The organism is Microbacterium sp. NPDC003461 (assembly GCF_053588335.1).
Genome location: NZ_JBSFPT010000006.1, coordinates 78,390 through 95,073 on the forward strand (window position 1 = coordinate 78,390; position 16,684 = coordinate 95,073).

The window sequence follows — 16,684 nt, forward strand, 5'->3', positions numbered from 1 at the left end:
GGCGCCGCGGGTCAGGGCACCTGGAACTCGCTGTCGCGCAGGTCGGTCACGAGCATGTGCCCCGGCGCGTGCGTGATGGCCAGCTCGGGCCGCACCTGCATCACCGCGGCCTGCGGCGTCACGCCGCACGCCCAGAACACGGGGATCGTCCCCTCGGCGATGTCGACGGCCTCGCCGAAGTCCGGGCGCGCGAGATCGGCGATCCCGATCGCGGCCGGGTCGCCCACGTGCACGGGCGCACCGTGCACCGCCGGGTAGCGCGACGTGATGCGCACCGCGTCGGCCACGCGCGCGGCGGGGATCGGGCGCATCGACACGACGACGGGGCCCTCGAAGCGGCCCGCCCGCTCGGTCGGGATGGTCGTGCGGTACGCATAGCCGACCGACCAGCCCGCGGTGGGCGTGGCGAGCCCGGCACGGAAGCGCTCGCGCGACGCGGCGGGCGGGAGGATCGAGACGTCGTCGGCGGTGAGGGACATGCCTCGAGGCTAATGCGTCAGCGCGCGCGGCCCGCCGGTGCCAGCAGCACGATGGCCGCCACGACGACGAGGGCGACGAGCGCGAGCCCGCCGTAGCCGATGAGCGACAGGATGCCGCCGGCGGCGATCGCGCCGACCGATCCGACCAGGCTCATGGCCAGGTCGGATCGACCCTGCCGGCGGGTGCGCAGCGGCGGCGCCGTCGCCTCGGCGAGCAGCGCCGAGCCCGCGACCGTCGACGCGCTCCAGCCCAGCCCCAGCAGCACGAGGGCGACCGTCACGAGCGCCTGGTCGTCCTGCCCGAACGAGGCCAGCAGCAGCGACGCGACGAGGATCGCCTGACCGCCGAGGATCGTCGGCACGCGACCCAGGCGATCCGCGAGGATGCCGAAGACCGGCGAGAGCGCGTACATGCCCGCCACGTGCAGGCTGATCGTGAGGCCGACGATCTGCAGCGAGGCGCCGTGATGCTCCAGGTGAACGGGGGTCATCGACATCACGGCCGCCATGACGCCGTGCGAGCCCGCGACCGCGAAGATCGCGTAGCGGGCGACGCGCGGGCGGTCGGGGTGCTCCGCGAGGGTCGCGGGGCGCGCGGCGTCGCGCTCGCGGGCCAGCAGCAGCGGATCGGGCCGCAGCGCCACGAGGTACAACGCGACGACGAGCGCCTGCGCCACCACGGAGAAGAGGAAGGGGCCGGTGAGCTCCGGCATGCCGATCCGCTGCCCGATCCACTCCCCCGCGCCCAGCAGGTTCGGCCCCGCCACGGACCCGACCGTCGTGGCCCATACGACGAGCGACAGGTCGCGACCGCGCGTGGCGTCGGCGGCGAGGTCGGTCGCGGCGAAGCGCGACTGCAGGTTCACCGTCTGCCCCGCGCCCGTCAGCGCGAAGCCGAGGAGCAGGAGCGGGAACCAGCGCAGGCCCGTCGCCACGATCACGACGAGCACGCCGACGAGCGCGAGCGCCATGCCCGTGGTGAGGGCGATGCGGCGGCCGCGCGACGCGGCGGACCGCGCGAGCGGAATCGCGAGCAGTGCGGAGCCGAGCGTGCTCGAGGCGACGGCGAGGCCCGAGAAGCCCTCGGAGCCCGAGATGTCTGCCGCCAGGAGCGCGCCGAGCGACACCGTCGATCCGAACGCGAGCCCGCCGAGGATCTGCCCGCCGGCGAGCGTCGCGACGGTCCGCCGCTGGATGCGCGCCAGGTCGGCGTCGCTCGGCATCAGCCCGCGTCGCGCCCGACGTTGCGGAGGATGCCGATGCCCGGCACCTCGACCTCGATCGTGTCGCCGGCCTGGAACGGGCCGACGCCCTCCGGCGTGCCGGTGAGGATGACGTCGCCGGGCAGCAGCGTGAACGCCGCCGAGATGTACTCGATGAGGAACGGGATGTCGAAGACCATGTCCGCGAACGCGCCCCGCTGCCGCTCCTCGCCGTTCACGCGCGTGATGACCTCGCCCGAGGCCAGGTCGACGTCGGTCTCGATGGCCGGCCCGAGCGGGCAGAACGTGTCGAAGCCCTTCGCACGCGCCCACTGCCCGTCGGAGTTCTGCAGGTCGCGCGCCGTGACGTCGTTGGCCACGGTGTAGCCGAAGACGTAGTCCATCGCGTTCGCGGCCGGCACGTTCTTGGCGATGCGCCCGATCACCACGGCCAGCTCGCCCTCCCACTGCGTGTCGCTCGACTGCGGCGGGCGCACGATGGCGTCGCCGGGTCCGACGACGCTCGTGTTCGGCTTGAGGAAGATGAGCGGCGTGGTCGGCACGTCGTTGCCGAGCTCGGCGGCGTGCGCGCGGTAGTTGCGCCCCACGCACACGATCTTCGAGCGCGGGATGACGGGCGCCAGCAGCGCGACGTCGCCGAGCGGCACGCGCTCGCCCGTCGTCTCGAACCCGGCGAACATCGGGTCGCCCGCGAGCACGACCAGTTCGCCCTCGTCGAGGATCCCGTAGCGGATGGCGTCGTTGTGGCTGAATCGCGCGATCTTCACCCGGCCAGCCTAGCCAGACCCGCGCTCAGTCGAGCTTGTACAGCCAGCCGCGGGTGTCCTCGCGGCGCCCGTACTGGATGTCCGTGAGCTCCTCGCGCAGCGACAGGCCCAGCGATCCGATCGGCTGCGCGTCCTCGAAGCCCGCGCCCTTGAGCGCGCCGATCGGGGTGACGACCGCCGCGGTGCCGCACGCGAACACCTCGACGATCTCGCCCGAGGCGACGCCCTCGCGCCACTCGGCGAGCGAGACCGCGCGGCGCTCGACGGCGTGGCCGCGGTCGGCCGCGAGCTGCAGGATCGAGTTGCGGGTGACGCCGTCGAGGATGCTCTCGGACTCCGGCGTCACGAGGGTGCCGTCCTTCTTCACGAACACGACGTTCATGCCACCGAGCTCCTCGATGTTGCCGTCCGCGTCGAGGAACACCACCTGGTCGCAGCCCTGCTGGTACGCCTCCGCCTGCGGCAGCAGGCTCGCGGCGTAGTTGCCGCCGGTCTTGGCCGCCCCGGTGCCGCCGCGCGCCGCGCGGGCGAAGTTCTCGCTGAGCCAGATGCGCACGGGCGTCACGCCGCCCGAGAAGTACGATCCGGCGGGGCTGCCGATCACGTAGAACGCGTACTTCTTCGCAGGCCGCACGCCGAGGAAGGCCTCCTTGGCGAACATGAAGGGGCGCAGGTACAGCGTCTGGTCCGGCCCGCTCGGCACCCAGGCGCCGTCGACCGCGATGAGCTCCCGCAGCGCCTGCAGGAAGTGCTCCTCGGGCAGCTCGGGCATCGACAGGCGCCGGGCGCTGCGGTTGAACCGCCGCGCGTTCTGCTCGGGACGGAAGGTGTAGATCCCACCGTCGGCGTGCCGGTACGCCTTCAGTCCCTCGAAGATCTCCTGCGCGTAGTGCAGCACCGCGGCGGCCGGATCGAGCGGGATGGGGCCGTAGGGCTGCACGCGCGGGCGGTGCCAGCCGCCCTTCTCCGACCAGCAGATGTCGACCATGTGGTCGGTGAAGACGGTGCCGAAGCCCGGATCGGCGAGCAGCGCCTCGCGCTCGGCGGGGCTCTTCGCGGCGAGGTTCTTCGTGACCGCGAACGGAAGCGGTTCCGTGGTGGTGGCTGCGGTGGTCATGTCGGTCCTGTCTGCGTGTGTGCCGGTGGGCGCCGGATCGGAATCGGGTGTCGCGGATCGGAATCCGGCGACCGTGGATCCGCGGGATCCGGCGTCAGTGGAAGATTACGCCTGCAGCCGCGCGGCGATCGCGTCGCCGATCTGCGTGGTGCTGCGCGGCTCCCCCGTGCGGGCGGCGATGTCGCTCTCGATCGCGCGGGTGACGCGCTCGGCCTCGGCGCGCAGGCCGAGGTGATCGAGCAGCAGCGCGACCGATCCGATCGCGGCCGTGGGGTCGGCCGTGCCGGTGCCGGCGATGTCGGGCGCCGATCCGTGCACGGGCTCGAACATCGAGGGGAAGGCGCCTTCGGGGTTGATGTTGCCCGAGGCTGCCAGGCCGATGCCGCCGGTGATGGCGCCGGCCAGGTCCGTGAGGATGTCGCCGAAGAGGTTGTCGGTGACGATCACGTCGAATCTACTCGGTCGATCCACCAGGTGGATGGTCGCCGCGTCGATGTGCATGTAGTCGACCTCGACGTCCGGGTGCTCCGCACCGACCTCGGTGACGACGCGGTTCCACAGCCGCCCGGCGTTGACGAGAACGTTCGTCTTGTGCACGAGCGTGAGGCGCTTCGCGCGCCGCTCGGCCAGCGCGAACGCGTAGCGGACGACGCGCTCGACGCCGAAGGCCGTGTTGACGCCGAGCTCGTTCGCGATCTCGTGTGGGGTGCCGGGCCGCAGCACGCCGCCGTTGCCGACGTACGCGCCCTCCGTGCCCTCGCGCACGATGACGAAGTCCACCTCGCCCGGATCCGCCAGCGGCCCCGGCACGCTCGGGTACAGGCGCGACGGGCGCAGGTTGACGTAGTGGTCGAGCGCGAAGCGCAGCTTCAGCAGCAGGCCGCGCTCGATGCTCGCGTCCTTCAGGCGCAGATCGTTCGGCACGCCGCCCACGGCACCGAGCAGGATCGCGTCGTGCGCGGCGATAGCCGAGAGGTCCTCGTCCGTGAGCACGTCGCCGGTGGCGAGGTAGCGATCCGCGCCCAGCGAGAACTCGGTGCGCGCGAACGTCGTGTCGGTGCCGGCGGTGGCCGCCTCGAGCACCTTCACGGCCTCGGTCGTGACCTCCGGCCCGATCCCGTCGCCCGGGATCACCGCGAGCCTGATGGTGCGCGACACGATCAGTCCTCGACGATCTCGATCTGGCGGACGATCGTCGCGCCGATCGCCTCGCCGATCTCGGCGAGGAGGTCGTCGGGCACGCGGGCGTTGACGGTGACGATCGACAGCGCCTGGCCGTCGATGGCCTGCGCCACCTGCATGCCCTCGATGTTGATGCCGGCGTCGCCGAACACCTTGCCGTAGATCGCGACGATGCCGGGCCGGTCGTCGTAGCGCATCACGACGTGGTGGGCGGCGATCGGCACCTCGATCTCGTAGCCGTTGATGCCCACGATCTTCTGCACCATGCGCGTGCCGGCCAGTGTGCCGGCCACGCTCAGCGTCGTGCCGTCCGAGAGCGTGCCGCGCAGGATCGTGATGTTGCGGTACTCCGGGCTCTCCTTCTCGACGATCATGCGCGTCTCGATGCCGCGCTGCTCGGCGAAGACGGGGGCGTTGACGTACGAGACGGTCTCGCTCACGACGTTCGCGAGGATGCCCTTGAGCGCCGCGAGGCGGTACACGCTGACGTCGTAGTCGGCCAGCTCGCCGCGCACCTCGATCTCGAGGTGCTGCAGCGCGCCGTGCGCGAGGCCGCTGAAGACCTGGCCCAGCTTCTCGACGAGCGCGATGCCGGGGCGCACGAACGGGTCGATCACGCCGCCGGCGACGTTCACGGCGTCGGGCACGAGGTCGCCCTCGAGGGCGAGCTTGACGGAGCGGGCGACGGACACGCCCGCCTTCTCCTGCGCCTCGTCGGTGGAGGCGCCGAGGTGCGGCGTGGCCACGACGTTCGGCAGCCCCGTGAGGCGCGTGTCGGCGGGCGGCTCGCTCGTGAAGACGTCGAGGCCGGCGCCGGCGATCTCGCCGTTCGTGAGCGCCTCGTGCAGCGCGTCCTCGTCGATCAGGCCGCCGCGGGCGACGTTCACGACGTACGCGGTCTTCTTCATGGCCTTGAGCTGCGCGGCGCCGATCATGCCGGTCGTCTCGGGGGTCTTCGGCATGTGGATCGTGAGGAAGTCGGCCTGCGCGACGAGCTCGTCGAGGCTCAGCAGCTCGACGCCCAGCTGCTGGGCGCGCGCGCTCGTGACGTAGGGGTCGTAGGCGACCACGCGCATCCCGAACGCCTGCATGCGCGCGGCGACGAGCGCGCCGATCCGGCCGAGGCCGACGACGCCGAGCGTCTTCTCGAACAGCTCGGTGCCGGTGAAGCTGCTGCGCTTCCACTCCCCCGCGGCGATCGACGCGCGCGCGGCCGGGATGTGGCGGGCGAGGCTGAGGATGTGGCCGCACGTGAGCTCGGCGGCCGAGATGATGTTCGACGTCGGCGCGTTCACGACCATGACGCCGGCGGTGGTGGCCGCCTTGATGTCGACGTTGTCGAGTCCCACGCCCGCGCGGGCGATCACCTTGAGCTTGGGCGCCTGGGCGATCGCCTCGGCGTCCATCTTCGTGGCCGAGCGCACGAGCACGGCGTTGGCCTCGGCCAGCGCCTCGAAGAGCGCGGGGCGGTCGGTGCCGTCCACGGTGCGCACTTCGAAGTCGGGCCCGAGGGCCTCGATCGTGGCGGGCGAGAGCTGTTCGGCGAGGAGGACGACGGGCTTCGACACGGATGGATCCTTCGGTGCTTGTGCGGGCGCGCGGTGCGGGGGCGACGCGCCGCACGCCGTCGGGGCGCGGTCGCCTCCACCTTATCCGCCGCGCGAGGCCGCTCCGGCCCGGCGCGGGCGGGCCCGGCGGCTCAGCCGATCAGGCTGCTCGTGTTGACCGTCGTATATGCCACGACGTCGAGCCAGAACACCGCCACGATGCTCAGCCCGACGAGGAGCAGGATCGCCAGAGTGCGCAGTCCGCGCGTGCGTCCGATCGACACGGCGAGCGCGAAGAGCGCGATCGGCAGCGCGATCGCAAGCAGCCACACGATCCACCCCAGCGCGTTGAGCGACAGCCCGGCGGACGAGGTCGTCTGCACGCTCTGCACGAGCTGCGAGATCGCGCTCCACACGGCGTAGGCGTACAGCAGCGCGAACGCGCCGGCGATCGTGGCGACGATCCAGGTGGGCCGCCTCCCGGCGCTCGTCGACTCGGTCACTGCCCGATCACCCCCACCATCACGAACGGCCACGGCACGAGCACGACCACGCCCACGAGCAGCGCCGCGATGCGCAGCCACGCCGGGCGGCCGCGCGTGAGGAACCAGGCGCCTCCGAACCAGATCGCCGGGGCGAGGATGCCGAGCACCATGCTGCCGTGGAACATCGCGTCGGCCACGGCACCGGTCTGCACCTGGATCCACGCGCGCAGGCGCATCGCGCCCAGCAGCCAGCCGATGGTCCACAGCAGGTAGACGCCGCCGAGCACGCCGAGGGTGACGAGCGCGGCGTCGCCGAGGCGCTGCGGCGCGGGCTCGGACTCGGGCTCGGGCTCGGGCTCGTCCGTGGCGGTCTCGTCCGCCGGGCGCTGTTCCGGCTCCGGCTCGACGGCCGGCTCGGGCGCGGGCGGCGCGGCGGCCGGCTCCGGCGCGGCACCCGCGCGACCCGCCGTCGGCACCGCGGCGCCCGCGGGCGCCCCGGGATCGAGGGTCGGATCGTCCTCGTCGCCCGCCCACGAGAGCGCGTCGTCATCAGGTCGAGCCATACGCCACAGCGTAGCGATCACCGTCGCGCCGCGCCCGCGGGCGTAGCGTGAGCGGCATGAAGGTGCTCGGGGCGGTGCGCGCGTCGCGGCGCACGCCGGCGCTGCAGGCGGCCAAGGCGTTCCTCGCCACGATCGCGGCCTGGCTGCTGGCGAGCTGGCTGATCCAGGACGGCCCGCCCCCGGTGTTCGCCGCGATCGCGGCACTGCTCGTGGTGCAGCCGAGCCTGAACCAGTCGTACCTGAAGGGGATCGAGCGCAGCGCGGGCGTGATCGCGGGCGTCGTCGTCGCCTCGCTCGTGGGGCTCGCGCTCCCCGATCCGGCATGGGCGCTGCCGGTCGCCGTCGGCGCGGCGATCCTGCTGGCCTGGGCGCTGCGGATGACGGCGGGCACGTCGAATCAGGCGGGCATCAGCGCGCTGCTCGTGATCGCGCTCGGCACGGCCACGCCCTCGTACGCGTTCGACCGGGTCATCGAGACGGTGCTGGGCGCGGTCATCGGCTTCGTCGTGAACCTCGCGCTCGTGCCGCCCGTCGCGGTCGCGCCGGCGCGCGAGGCCATCGATCGGCTCGGCGAGGAGCTGGCGCGCTCGCTCGAGCGGCTGGCCGACGCGCTCGGCACGACGAACACGGCCGCAGAGCTCGAGTCGCTCATGGTGCAGGCGCGGCTGCTGCGCCCCATGCGCGATGCGGCGGAGGCGGCGCTCGACGCGGCCGACGAGTCCCTCACCCTCAACCCGCGCGCCCGGCGGCACCGCGAGGCCATCGCGGCGCAGCGCGCGCTGCTGGGCACCTTCACGTCGGTGATCCGGCAGACCGTCGGCATGACGCGGGCGTTCTACGACCACCACGACGACGAGATCGCGCGCGAGCCGGCCGTACCCGGCATCGCGGCGCAGCTGCGCGCGGCGGCCCACGACGTGCGTCTGCGCCTGCGTCGCTCCGCGCCCGGCGCACCCGAGACGACGACGCTGCCCGCGCTCACCTCGCCGCTCACAGCCGATCCGCCCACCGGACCGCACTGGATCCTCATCGGCTCGCTCCTCGAGGACCTGCGCCGCGTGCACGGCGAGCTCACGGAGCCGAGCGGCGAGGACCGGATGGAAGGATGACGGCATGACCCGGCTCATGCTCCTCGACACGGCCTCGCTGTACTTCCGCGCCTACTACGGCGTGCCCGACACGTTCCGCTCCCCCGACGGCACGGTCGTGAACGCCGTGCGCGGGCTGCTCGACATGGTCGCCAAGCTCGTGTCGACGTACGAGCCGACCCGGCTCGTGGCGTGCTGGGACGACGACTGGCGCCCGCAGTGGCGCGTGGATCTGATCCCCACGTACAAGACGCACCGCGTCGTGCAGGAGGTCGCCGGGGCCCCGGACGTCGAGGAGGTCCCCGATCCGCTCGAGGCGCAGGTGCCGATCATCCGCGAGGCGCTCGCCGCTCTCGGCGTCGCGGTGGTCGGGGCGGCGCAGCACGAGGCCGACGACGTGATCGGCACGCTCGCCACGCGCGAGCCCGGCCGCGTCGACGTCGTCACGGGCGACCGCGACCTGTTCCAGCTCGTGGACGACGAGCGCGACGTGCGCGTGATCTACACCGCGCGGGGCATGAGCAGCCTCGAGGTGGTCACCGACGAGGTCGTGCGCGCCAAGTACGGCGTGCACGCGGCGCAGTACGCCGACTACGCCACGCTGCGCGGCGACCCCTCCGACGGCCTCCCCGGCGTGAAGGGCGTGGGCGAGAAGACGGCCGCGACCCTGCTGGCGGCGCACGGCGATCTCGCGGGCATCCGGGCGGCGGCCGAGGCCGGCGAGGGGATGTCGGCGGGCGTGCGCGCCAAGCTCGCCGCCGCGGCGGACTACCTCGACGTCGCCCCACGCGTCGTGGCCGTGGCGCGCGACCTCGAGCTGGAGCCCTTCGACGACACGCTCGGCGGCTTCGGCGCCGAGGCCGCCCGGGCGTTCGCCGCCCGCTGGGGCGTGTCGACCTCGATGGAACGCGCCATCGCGGCGATCACCGCGATCGCGGACTGAGCGGACCGGCGGGCCGGACAGTGCGCCTCAGCGCCGCTGCGCCCCGATGACGGCGCACGTCAGCAGCACGGCGAAGCCGACGCCGAGCGCCAGGCTGAAGCCCAGCGAGGCGGTCCAGCCGCCCGTGGCGTCGTGGAGCGCGCCGGCGATCGGGGCGCCGACGGTGCCGAACACGTAGGCCAGCCCCTGCACGAGGGCCGATCCCGTCGCCGCCTCGGCGTCGGTGCGCACCACGCGCATGAGCACCGTGAAGATCACGACGAAGCCGCCCGCGTGCGCGATCGATCCGACCGCCGCCCACAGCGCCAGCAGCTGCGGCGCGGCGAGCATGCCCGCGGAGACGATGATCCAGCATGCGCTCACGACGGCGGCCGGCACCATGAGCGGCAGGTACCGCGCGAGCACGGGCACGACGAACGCGCCGACGATCGCGCCGCCCTGGAAGATCGAGGCGAGCGCGCCCGCCGCCGTCGGGTCGGCGCCGTTGAGATCGGCGGCCATGGCGGGCAGCCAGGTCGAGAGCGCGTAGTAGGCGGCGGACTGGCACGCGAACGTGCCGGTCAGCAGCCACACCACGGGGTGCCGCACCGCGCGGCCCCTTCCGGTGAGCACGGGCACGGGGCCGGTCATGGCCAGCGCCTCCGCCGCCGCTCCCGCCGCGCCCGTCGCCCCGGAGTAGCGCTCGGCCCACGTGGCGCCGGTCACGCGGTCGCGCCGCAGGTGCACGACCCACAGCACGATCCCCACCACCGAGAGCAGGCTCCACGACAGCAGTGCAAGGGGCCAGCCGGTCAGCTGCGCAAGCGGTGCGGTGCCGAGCGTGGCGAAGAGCGACCCGACGTTGAGCATGGCGGTGTACGCCGCCGTGACGGTCGCGACGTGGCGCTCGGGCACGTCGCGGCGGATGATGACGGGGATGACGACGTTGCCGATCGTGATCGCCGCGCCGGCGACGATCATGCCGGCGATCATCCAGCCGTACGAGGGCACGGATCGCACGAGCGTGCCGGCGATGACGCCGGCGAGGCAGATGAGCAGCGCCAGCTCCGGCCCCGCGCGGCGGATGACGAGGGCCGCGGCGGGCGTGACGACGGCGAACATCAGCACGGCGCTCGTCATGATGAGCGACGCGCCGGCGGCGTCCAGGCCCAGCTGCCGCTCGATCTCGCGCAGCACGGGAGAGACGGCCAGCACGGGCGCCCGCAGGCTCAGTGCGGCCACGAGCACGCCCGCGACGACGAGCCACGGGAAGGCCCGCCTCGGAAGGGAGGCGGGCGAGGACATCACCCGGCCAGTCTACGTCCGCGCCGCCGGAGGCCCCGGGCGGCGGCCCGGGCGCCAGGACGCGGCGCCACGATGCGCGTCAGGACGCGGCGACCTCGCGCGTGGCCCGCACCCAGGCCTCGAGCTTGGCCTCGGCGCGCCCGTCGTCGATCGCGGCGGCCGCCTCGTCCCTGGCCTCGATCAGCCGCTGGATGAGGTTGCGCTGCGCCTGCGCGGGGTCCTGCGACAGGCGGTACGCGACGATGCCGGCGGCGGCGTTGAGCAGCACGATGTCGCGCACCGCCCCCTGCTCGCCGGCGAGCGTGCGGCGCAGCACGGCGGCGTTGTGCACCGGATCGCCGCCGCGGATGTCGTCGAGGGTGGCGGTGGGCATGCCGAGGTCGCGCGGGTGGATGTCGAACTCGTGCTGGTCGCCGTTGGAGATCTGCCAGATGCGGCTGTAGCCGGTGGTCGTCAGCTCGTCGAGGCCGTCCTCGCCGCGGAAGACAAGCGCGGTCGCGCCGCGCGTGCGGAAGACACCCGCGATGAGCGGCACGACGTCGGGGTTGGCGACGCCCACCGCATTCGCCTCGGCGCGCGCCGGGTTCACGAGCGGCCCGAGGAAGTTGAAGACCGTGGGCACGCCGAGCTCGCCGCGCACGGGACCGGCGTGCTTGAAGCCGGGGTGGAACGCGGCCGCCCACGCGAACGTGATGCCCGCGCGCTCGAGCACGCCGGCCACGGCCTCGGGCGACAGCGTCAGGTCGATGCCGAGCTGGCCGAGCACGTCGGACGAACCCGTCTTCGAGCTGACCGCGCGGTTGCCGTGCTTGACGACGGGGACGCCCGTGGCGGCGATGACGATCGAGGCGGTCGTCGAGACGTTGACCGTGCCGATCCGATCGCCGCCCGTGCCGACGATGTCGAGCACGTTCGGGTCGACGGGCAGCGGAACGGCCGCGTCGAGGATCGCGTCGCGGAAGCCGATGATCTCCTCGACCGACTCGCCCTTCGCGCGCAGCGCCGTGAGGAAGCCGCCGAGCTGCGCGGGCGTGGCCTCGCCGCGCATGACGCGTGTCATGGCCCACGTGGCCTCCGACACGCTGAGATCGGCGCCGGACAGGAGCGCGGTTAACACGTCGGGCCAGGTGGGTTCCGCCATGCTCCCGATCCTATCCACGGCCGATCGTCGGCGGTTTCCCGCCTGGTTCGCAGGCTTCTCTTAGGGCACCCTAACTTCGACGCGATGTCGAAGCTGCCTGGACCATGCCCGCGCATCGGCAATAATGGACGGGTGACGACCCCTGCGATGTATGCCCCGGCACCGAAAGTGAAGCGACCTGACCCGGTCGCGGTCGGCACGATTGTCTGGCTCGGCAGCGAAGTCATGTTCTTCGCCGGCCTCTTCGCGATCTACTTCACGCTTCGCAGCACCAGCCCGGAGCTGTGGGCGGATCGCACCGAGCTGCTCAACGTGCCGTTCGCCCTGGTCAACACGATCATCCTGGTGCTCTCCAGTGTGACGTGCCAGATGGGCGTGTTCGCCGCCGAGCGCGGGCAGCCGTACCGCGTCAAGGGCACCGGCTGGAAGTCGTGGGGCATGGTCGAGTGGTTCTGGCTCACCTTCATCCTCGGCGCGGTCTTCGTGTCGGGTCAGGTGTGGGAGTACGCGCAGCTCATCGCCGAGGGAATGCCGATCAGCGCCGACTCCTACGCGTCGGCCTTCTACATCACCACCGGCTTCCACGCCCTCCACGTCACGGGCGGCCTCGTCGCGTTCCTGCTCACCATCGGACGCGTCTACGCCGTCAAGAAGTTCCGGCGCAAGGAGGAGACGACCGCGATCGTCGTGTCGTACTACTGGCACTTCGTCGACGTCGTCTGGATCGCGCTGTTCATCGTCATCTACTTCCTCAAGTGAGAGCGGAGCTGAATCACCACATGGCACGAGAGAAGAAGCGTCGCTCGACCGGCCGCCGCAGCCCCCTGGCCACCGCAGCGCTCATCGGGATCGGCCTGCTCATCACGGGCGGCGGCTATGCCGCGGCGTCGGCAGCGGTCGCGTCGACCGCCGAGACCTCCCAGACCCAGACGGCGCTGACCGCCGAGGACGGCGAGAAGCTGTTCCAGGCCAACTGCGCCACCTGCCACGGCCTCGACCTGCAGGGCACCGACAACGGCCCCTCGCTCGTCGGCGTCGGCGAGCTGGCCGTGGAGTTCCAGGTGTCGACCGGCCGCATGCCGCTGCAGGCGCAGGGCCCGCAGGCCCCGCAGAAGCCCGTGCAGTTCACCGAGGAGCAGATCCAGGCCATGGCGGCCTACGTGCACTCGGTGGCCCCCGGCCCGAGCTACCCGTCCGACCACGTGCTGGACGGCGAGGGCGACGTGGCGCGCGGCGCCGAGCTGTTCCGCATCAACTGCGCCATGTGCCACAACGTGGCCGCCGCGGGCGGTGCCCTCACGGAGGGCAAGTACGCCCCGGACATCCTGGACACCAGCGGCCTGCACATCTACGCCGCCATGGTGACGGGGCCGCAGAACATGCCCGTCTTCAACGACATGAACCTCACGCAGGAAGACAAGCGCGACATCATCTCGGCGCTGCTCTATCAGCAGCAGATGGAGGCTCCTGGCGGCTTCACGCTCGGCTCGCTGGGACCGGTTTCCGAGGGCCTGTTCATCTGGATCTTCGGTATCGGCGCCCTCGTGGCGATCACGGTGTGGATCACCGCGAAGTCGAACTGACGCATGACGAACGAACGTTAAGTGACGAGGAGCACCATGGCACACGAGGGCGAAACGCAGGCGGTGGAGGCGTACCAGGCCTCCCCCGGCCTCGCCGTCCCTGTCTCAGACCCCGTGCGGAACCCGGGTCTGCCGCCGCACCGTGAGCGGATGACCGACAAGGACCCGAAGGCCGAGAAGGCCGCGGTCCGCACGGTCTACACGCTGTTCTACATCTCGGCCGCCGCGAGCCTCTGGGCCGTCGCCGCCTACATGCTGTTCCCGATCGAGGACGGATCCTTCCTCTCGATCCGCTACAACAACATGTTCATCGGCCTCGGCATCGCCGCCGCCCTGCTGTCGATCGGCATCGGCGCGATCCACTGGTCCAAGGCGCTCATGAGCGACAAGGAGTACGTCGAGGAGCGTCACAGCACGCGCGGCTCGGAGCCGACGCGCGCCGCCGCCGTCCAGGCGTTCTCGGACGCGAACGACGACTCGGGCTTCGGCCGCCGCAAGATGATCCGCAACTCGCTGTTCGTCGCGCTCGGCGCCTCGATCCTGCCCGGCCTCACCCTGTTCCGCGGTCTCGCGCCGATGGACCAGGACCCCGTGCACCTGCTCAAGCACACCATGTGGGAAGAGGGCATGCGCCTGGCCCGCGATCCCGAGGGCACGCCCATCAAGGCGTCGGAGGTCACCCTCGGCTCGGCCTTCCACGTCATCCCCGAGGAGCTCGCGAGCCTCGGCCACGACGAGGGCTACCTCGAGGAGAAGGCCAAGGCCATCGTGCTGCTCATGCGCCTGCTCCCCGAGCAGCTCATCGAGCGCGAGGAGCGCAAGGACTGGTCGTACGACGGCATCGTCGCGTACTCCAAGGTCTGCACCCACGTCGGCTGCCCCGTCGCCCTGTACGAGCAGCAGACGCACCACCTGCTCTGCCCGTGCCACCAGTCGCAGTTCGACGTGACCGAGGAGGCGAAGGTCATCTTCGGACCCGCCGCCCGGCCCCTGCCGCAGCTGCCGATCACCGTCGACGACGAGGGCTACCTCGTCGCCCGCAGCGACTTCACCGAGCCTGTCGGCCCGAGCTTCTGGGAGCGCCACGCATGAGCACCACCACGCTTCAGGAAGAGAAGAAGGACGACAAGCCGCTCGGCGGCAAGTTCGTCGGCGCCGCCGCCAACTACATCGACGAGCGCACCAGCCTGTCGGGCTTCGTCAAGGAGCTCGGCCGCAAGGTCTTCCCCGACCACTGGTCGTTCATGCTCGGCGAGATCGCGCTCTGGTCGTTCGTCGTCGTGCTCCTCTCGGGCACGTTCCTGACATTCTTCTTCCAGGCCTCGATGGTCGAGACCCACTACCACGGCGCCTACGAGCCCATGCGCGGCATCGCGATGTCGGCGGCGCTCGAGTCGACGCTGCACATCTCGTTCGACCTGCGCGGTGGCCTGCTCGTCCGCCAGATCCACCACTGGGCCGCGCTGGTCTTCGTGGCCGGCATCGGCGTGCACATGCTGCGCGTGTTCTTCACGGGCGCGTTCCGCAAGCCGCGCGAGCTGAACTGGGTGATCGGCTTCGTGCTGTTCATCCTGGCGATGGCCGAGGGCTTCACCGGCTACTCGCTCCCCGACGACCTGCTCTCGGGCAACGGCCTGCGCATCATCGACGGCATGATCAAGGGCATCCCTCTGATCGGCACGTGGACCTCGTTCCTGCTGTTCGGCGGCGAGTTCCCCGGAACCGACATCGTCGGCCGCCTCTACACGCTGCACATCCTGATCCTGCCGCTCCTGGTGATCGCCCTCGTGGGCCTGCACCTGCTGCTCATGATCGTGAACAAGCACACGCAGTTCGCCGGCCCCGGCCGCTCGAACGACAACGTCGTGGGCTACCCGATGATGCCCGTGTACATGGCCAAGATGGGCGGCTTCTTCTTCATCGTCTTCGGCGCGATCGTGCTGATCGCCTCGCTGGTGCAGATCAACCCCATCTGGAACTACGGCCCGTACGACCCGTCCCCGGTGTCGGCCGGTACCCAGCCCGACTGGTACATCGGCTTCGCGGACGGCGCCCTGCGTCTGGCCCCGTCGAACTGGGACATCCAGCTCGGCAACTACACGCTCTCGCTCGGCATCCTCGTGCCGGTCGCGATCCTCGGCGTCTTCATCGTGCTGGTGATGTTCTACCCGTTCATCGAGGCGTGGATCACGGGCGACAAGCGCGAGCACCACCTCGCCCAGCGCCCGCGCAACGCCGCGACGCGCACGGCGATCGGCGCCGCCGGTGTCGGCTTCTACGCCACGCTCTGGGCCGCGGCCTCGTCGGACATCATCGCGACCCACTTCGGGCTCACGATGGAGGGAGTGATCCACTTCCTGCAGGCGGTGCTCATCCTCGGCCCGTTCGTGCTGTACTTCATCACGAAGCGCGTGTGCCTGGCTCTGCAGAAGAAGGATCGCGAGATCGTCCTGCACGGCTACGAGTCGGGTCGCATCGTGCGTCTCCCCGGCGGCGAGTACCGCGAGGTGCACAAGCCGATGGACGAGTACGAGCGCTGGAAGCTCATCCCCGAGGCCGGCTACGAGCCGCTCGTGGTGCGCCCCAACGACCAGGGCAGGATCCCGGCGAGCGAGAAGTTCCGCGCGGCGCTGTCGCGCTGGTTCTTCGAGGACCGCCTCGCCCCGCTCACGCAGACGGAGCTCGACCAGGCCGACGCCCACCAGCGCCACGCGCTGGCCGAGTACGGCCCGAGCCCCGAGGAGACGCCGCAGTTCCGCCACGGCGGCGGCCACGCGGAGCTCGAGTCGGGCGACGACACCAAGCACTGATCGCACCGAAAGGGGCCCGGTCTTCGGACCGGGCCCCTTTCGCGTGTGCCTGTGCGTCGGTTTCCGTTTTCGCGTACACGTGTGCGGTGCGGGTGCGGTTCTGCGTTCGCGTGAGCGGTGGCGGTTCCGCGGGGACTGCGGGGTTCCGCCGCCCAGCGGGGCCCGGTTCGCTTCGCTCACCCCCTACTGGGCAGCGGAACCCCTCCGTCCCCGCTGTGCGCGCCGCGACCTCTCCGCGGAAACCCCCCGGTTGCTGAACGAAGTGAGCGCCAGCGAACGAAGATGAAGCGACCACAGCAACTCCATGACGCTTGCGCTGGTCGCTTCATCTCCGCGCCTCCGGCGCTCCGTTCAGCAACCGCTGGGGTACCCCTCCACAGCAACCGATCACTGTGCGAGCGAAGCGAGCGTGCGGGCGCTCATGCGCCCGGTCGGCATCGGCATAGCCGGTGATGTGCAGCTCCATGCCCCC

15 protein-coding genes and 1 pseudogene are annotated in these 16,684 nt (G+C 71.6%); 6 read left to right on the forward strand and 10 right to left on the reverse strand.

Annotation, left to right across the window (positions count from 1 at the left end; translation table 11 throughout):
- Window positions 1–11: 11 nt before the first annotated feature.
- From ACWDR7_RS04500 to ACWDR7_RS04535, 8 genes and pseudogenes are all read right to left on the reverse strand, one after another.
- Window positions 12–371, reverse strand: a pseudogene (locus tag ACWDR7_RS04500) (D-glutamate cyclase family protein); the annotation flags it as partial.
- Window positions 372–496: 125 nt separating this feature from the next.
- Window positions 497–1,702, reverse strand: a complete 1,206-nt coding sequence (locus tag ACWDR7_RS04505) for an MFS transporter (protein WP_449853735.1) — start codon at window positions 1,700–1,702, stop codon at window positions 497–499.
- Window positions 1,702–2,469 (reverse strand): fumarylacetoacetate hydrolase family protein, encoded by a 768-nt coding sequence (locus ACWDR7_RS04510; RefSeq protein ID WP_449853736.1) that lies wholly within the window; start codon window positions 2,467–2,469, stop codon window positions 1,702–1,704. The genes ACWDR7_RS04505 and ACWDR7_RS04510 overlap by 1 nt, the downstream gene beginning before the upstream one ends.
- 25 nt (window positions 2,470–2,494) lie before the next feature.
- A complete protein-coding gene (locus ACWDR7_RS04515) occupies window positions 2,495–3,586 on the reverse strand; it encodes a branched-chain amino acid aminotransferase (protein ID WP_449853737.1) in 1,092 nt (363 codons plus the stop codon).
- Between the two features lie 105 nt (window positions 3,587–3,691).
- Window positions 3,692–4,744: a 3-isopropylmalate dehydrogenase gene (locus tag ACWDR7_RS04520; RefSeq protein WP_449853738.1), complete on the reverse strand. Its 1,053-nt coding sequence runs from the start codon at window positions 4,742–4,744 to the stop codon at window positions 3,692–3,694.
- A gap of 2 nt (window positions 4,745–4,746) precedes the next feature.
- Complete coding sequence (serA, locus tag ACWDR7_RS04525) at window positions 4,747–6,336, reverse strand: phosphoglycerate dehydrogenase (RefSeq protein ID WP_449853739.1); 1,590 nt, start codon at window positions 6,334–6,336, stop codon at window positions 4,747–4,749.
- A gap of 131 nt (window positions 6,337–6,467) precedes the next feature.
- The gene (locus ACWDR7_RS04530) at window positions 6,468–6,818 is read right to left on the reverse strand and encodes a hypothetical protein (RefSeq protein WP_449853740.1); all 351 of its coding nucleotides are present in this window, start codon (window positions 6,816–6,818) and stop codon (window positions 6,468–6,470) included.
- Window positions 6,815–7,363 (reverse strand): DNA polymerase III subunit gamma/tau, encoded by a 549-nt coding sequence (locus ACWDR7_RS04535; protein ID WP_449853741.1) that lies wholly within the window; start codon window positions 7,361–7,363, stop codon window positions 6,815–6,817. The genes ACWDR7_RS04530 and ACWDR7_RS04535 overlap by 4 nt, the downstream gene beginning before the upstream one ends.
- Window positions 7,364–7,419: 56 nt before the next feature.
- Between ACWDR7_RS04535 and ACWDR7_RS04540 the strand changes: the two genes are divergently transcribed.
- Both ACWDR7_RS04540 and ACWDR7_RS04545 read left to right on the forward strand, forming a co-directional pair.
- The gene (locus tag ACWDR7_RS04540) at window positions 7,420–8,472 is read left to right on the forward strand and encodes an FUSC family protein (RefSeq protein ID WP_449853742.1); all 1,053 of its coding nucleotides are present in this window, start codon (window positions 7,420–7,422) and stop codon (window positions 8,470–8,472) included.
- Between the two features lie 4 nt (window positions 8,473–8,476).
- The gene (locus ACWDR7_RS04545; RefSeq protein WP_449853743.1) at window positions 8,477–9,394 is read left to right on the forward strand and encodes a 5'-3' exonuclease; all 918 of its coding nucleotides are present in this window, start codon (window positions 8,477–8,479) and stop codon (window positions 9,392–9,394) included.
- A 27-nt stretch (window positions 9,395–9,421) separates the two neighbouring features.
- Here ACWDR7_RS04545 and ACWDR7_RS04550 read toward each other — a convergent pair whose 3' ends face one another.
- On the reverse strand, window positions 9,422–10,678 hold the full coding sequence (locus ACWDR7_RS04550) for an MFS transporter (protein ID WP_449853748.1): 1,257 nt from the start codon (window positions 10,676–10,678) through the stop codon (window positions 9,422–9,424).
- Between the two features lie 79 nt (window positions 10,679–10,757).
- Window positions 10,758–11,819, reverse strand: coding sequence for an anthranilate phosphoribosyltransferase (trpD, locus tag ACWDR7_RS04555; RefSeq protein WP_449853744.1), 1,062 nt, complete (start codon window positions 11,817–11,819; stop codon window positions 10,758–10,760).
- A gap of 147 nt (window positions 11,820–11,966) precedes the next feature.
- Between trpD and ctaE the strand changes: the two genes are divergently transcribed.
- The 4 genes from ctaE to qcrB are packed head-to-tail and all read left to right on the forward strand — an operon-like array spanning window position 11,967 to window position 16,212.
- On the forward strand, window positions 11,967–12,578 hold the full coding sequence (gene ctaE, locus ACWDR7_RS04560; protein ID WP_449853749.1) for an aa3-type cytochrome oxidase subunit III: 612 nt from the start codon (window positions 11,967–11,969) through the stop codon (window positions 12,576–12,578).
- Window positions 12,579–12,598: 20 nt separating this feature from the next.
- Window positions 12,599–13,402 carry a cytochrome bc1 complex diheme cytochrome c subunit gene (gene qcrC / locus ACWDR7_RS04565; RefSeq protein WP_449853745.1) on the forward strand — a complete coding sequence of 268 codons (804 nt, stop codon included), beginning with the start codon at window positions 12,599–12,601 and terminating at the stop codon, window positions 13,400–13,402.
- Window positions 13,403–13,438: 36 nt separating this feature from the next.
- On the forward strand, window positions 13,439–14,494 hold the full coding sequence (gene qcrA, locus ACWDR7_RS04570) for a cytochrome bc1 complex Rieske iron-sulfur subunit (RefSeq protein WP_449853750.1): 1,056 nt from the start codon (window positions 13,439–13,441) through the stop codon (window positions 14,492–14,494).
- Window positions 14,491–16,212: a cytochrome bc1 complex cytochrome b subunit gene (qcrB, locus tag ACWDR7_RS04575; RefSeq protein ID WP_449853746.1), complete on the forward strand. Its 1,722-nt coding sequence runs from the start codon at window positions 14,491–14,493 to the stop codon at window positions 16,210–16,212. Before qcrA ends, qcrB begins: the two co-directional genes overlap by 4 nt.
- The last annotated feature ends 472 nt before the right edge of the window (window positions 16,213–16,684 follow it).

Coding starts and splice junctions, on each gene's coding strand:
- qcrA (WP_449853750.1), top strand. CDS start 13,439: ATGGCACACGAGGGCGAAACGCAGGCGGTGGAGGCGTACCAGGCCTCC.
- trpD (WP_449853744.1), bottom strand. CDS start 11,819: ATGGCGGAACCCACCTGGCCCGACGTGTTAACCGCGCTCCTGTCCGGC.
- ACWDR7_RS04535 (WP_449853741.1), bottom strand. CDS start 7,363: ATGGCTCGACCTGATGACGACGCGCTCTCGTGGGCGGGCGACGAGGAC.
- ACWDR7_RS04545 (WP_449853743.1), top strand. CDS start 8,477: ATGACCCGGCTCATGCTCCTCGACACGGCCTCGCTGTACTTCCGCGCC.
- qcrB (WP_449853746.1), top strand. CDS start 14,491: ATGAGCACCACCACGCTTCAGGAAGAGAAGAAGGACGACAAGCCGCTC.
- ctaE (WP_449853749.1), top strand. CDS start 11,967: ATGTATGCCCCGGCACCGAAAGTGAAGCGACCTGACCCGGTCGCGGTC.
- qcrC (WP_449853745.1), top strand. CDS start 12,599: ATGGCACGAGAGAAGAAGCGTCGCTCGACCGGCCGCCGCAGCCCCCTG.
- ACWDR7_RS04540 (WP_449853742.1), top strand. CDS start 7,420: ATGAAGGTGCTCGGGGCGGTGCGCGCGTCGCGGCGCACGCCGGCGCTG.
- ACWDR7_RS04550 (WP_449853748.1), bottom strand. CDS start 10,678: ATGTCCTCGCCCGCCTCCCTTCCGAGGCGGGCCTTCCCGTGGCTCGTC.
- ACWDR7_RS04515 (WP_449853737.1), bottom strand. CDS start 3,586: ATGACCACCGCAGCCACCACCACGGAACCGCTTCCGTTCGCGGTCACG.
- ACWDR7_RS04505 (WP_449853735.1), bottom strand. CDS start 1,702: ATGCCGAGCGACGCCGACCTGGCGCGCATCCAGCGGCGGACCGTCGCG.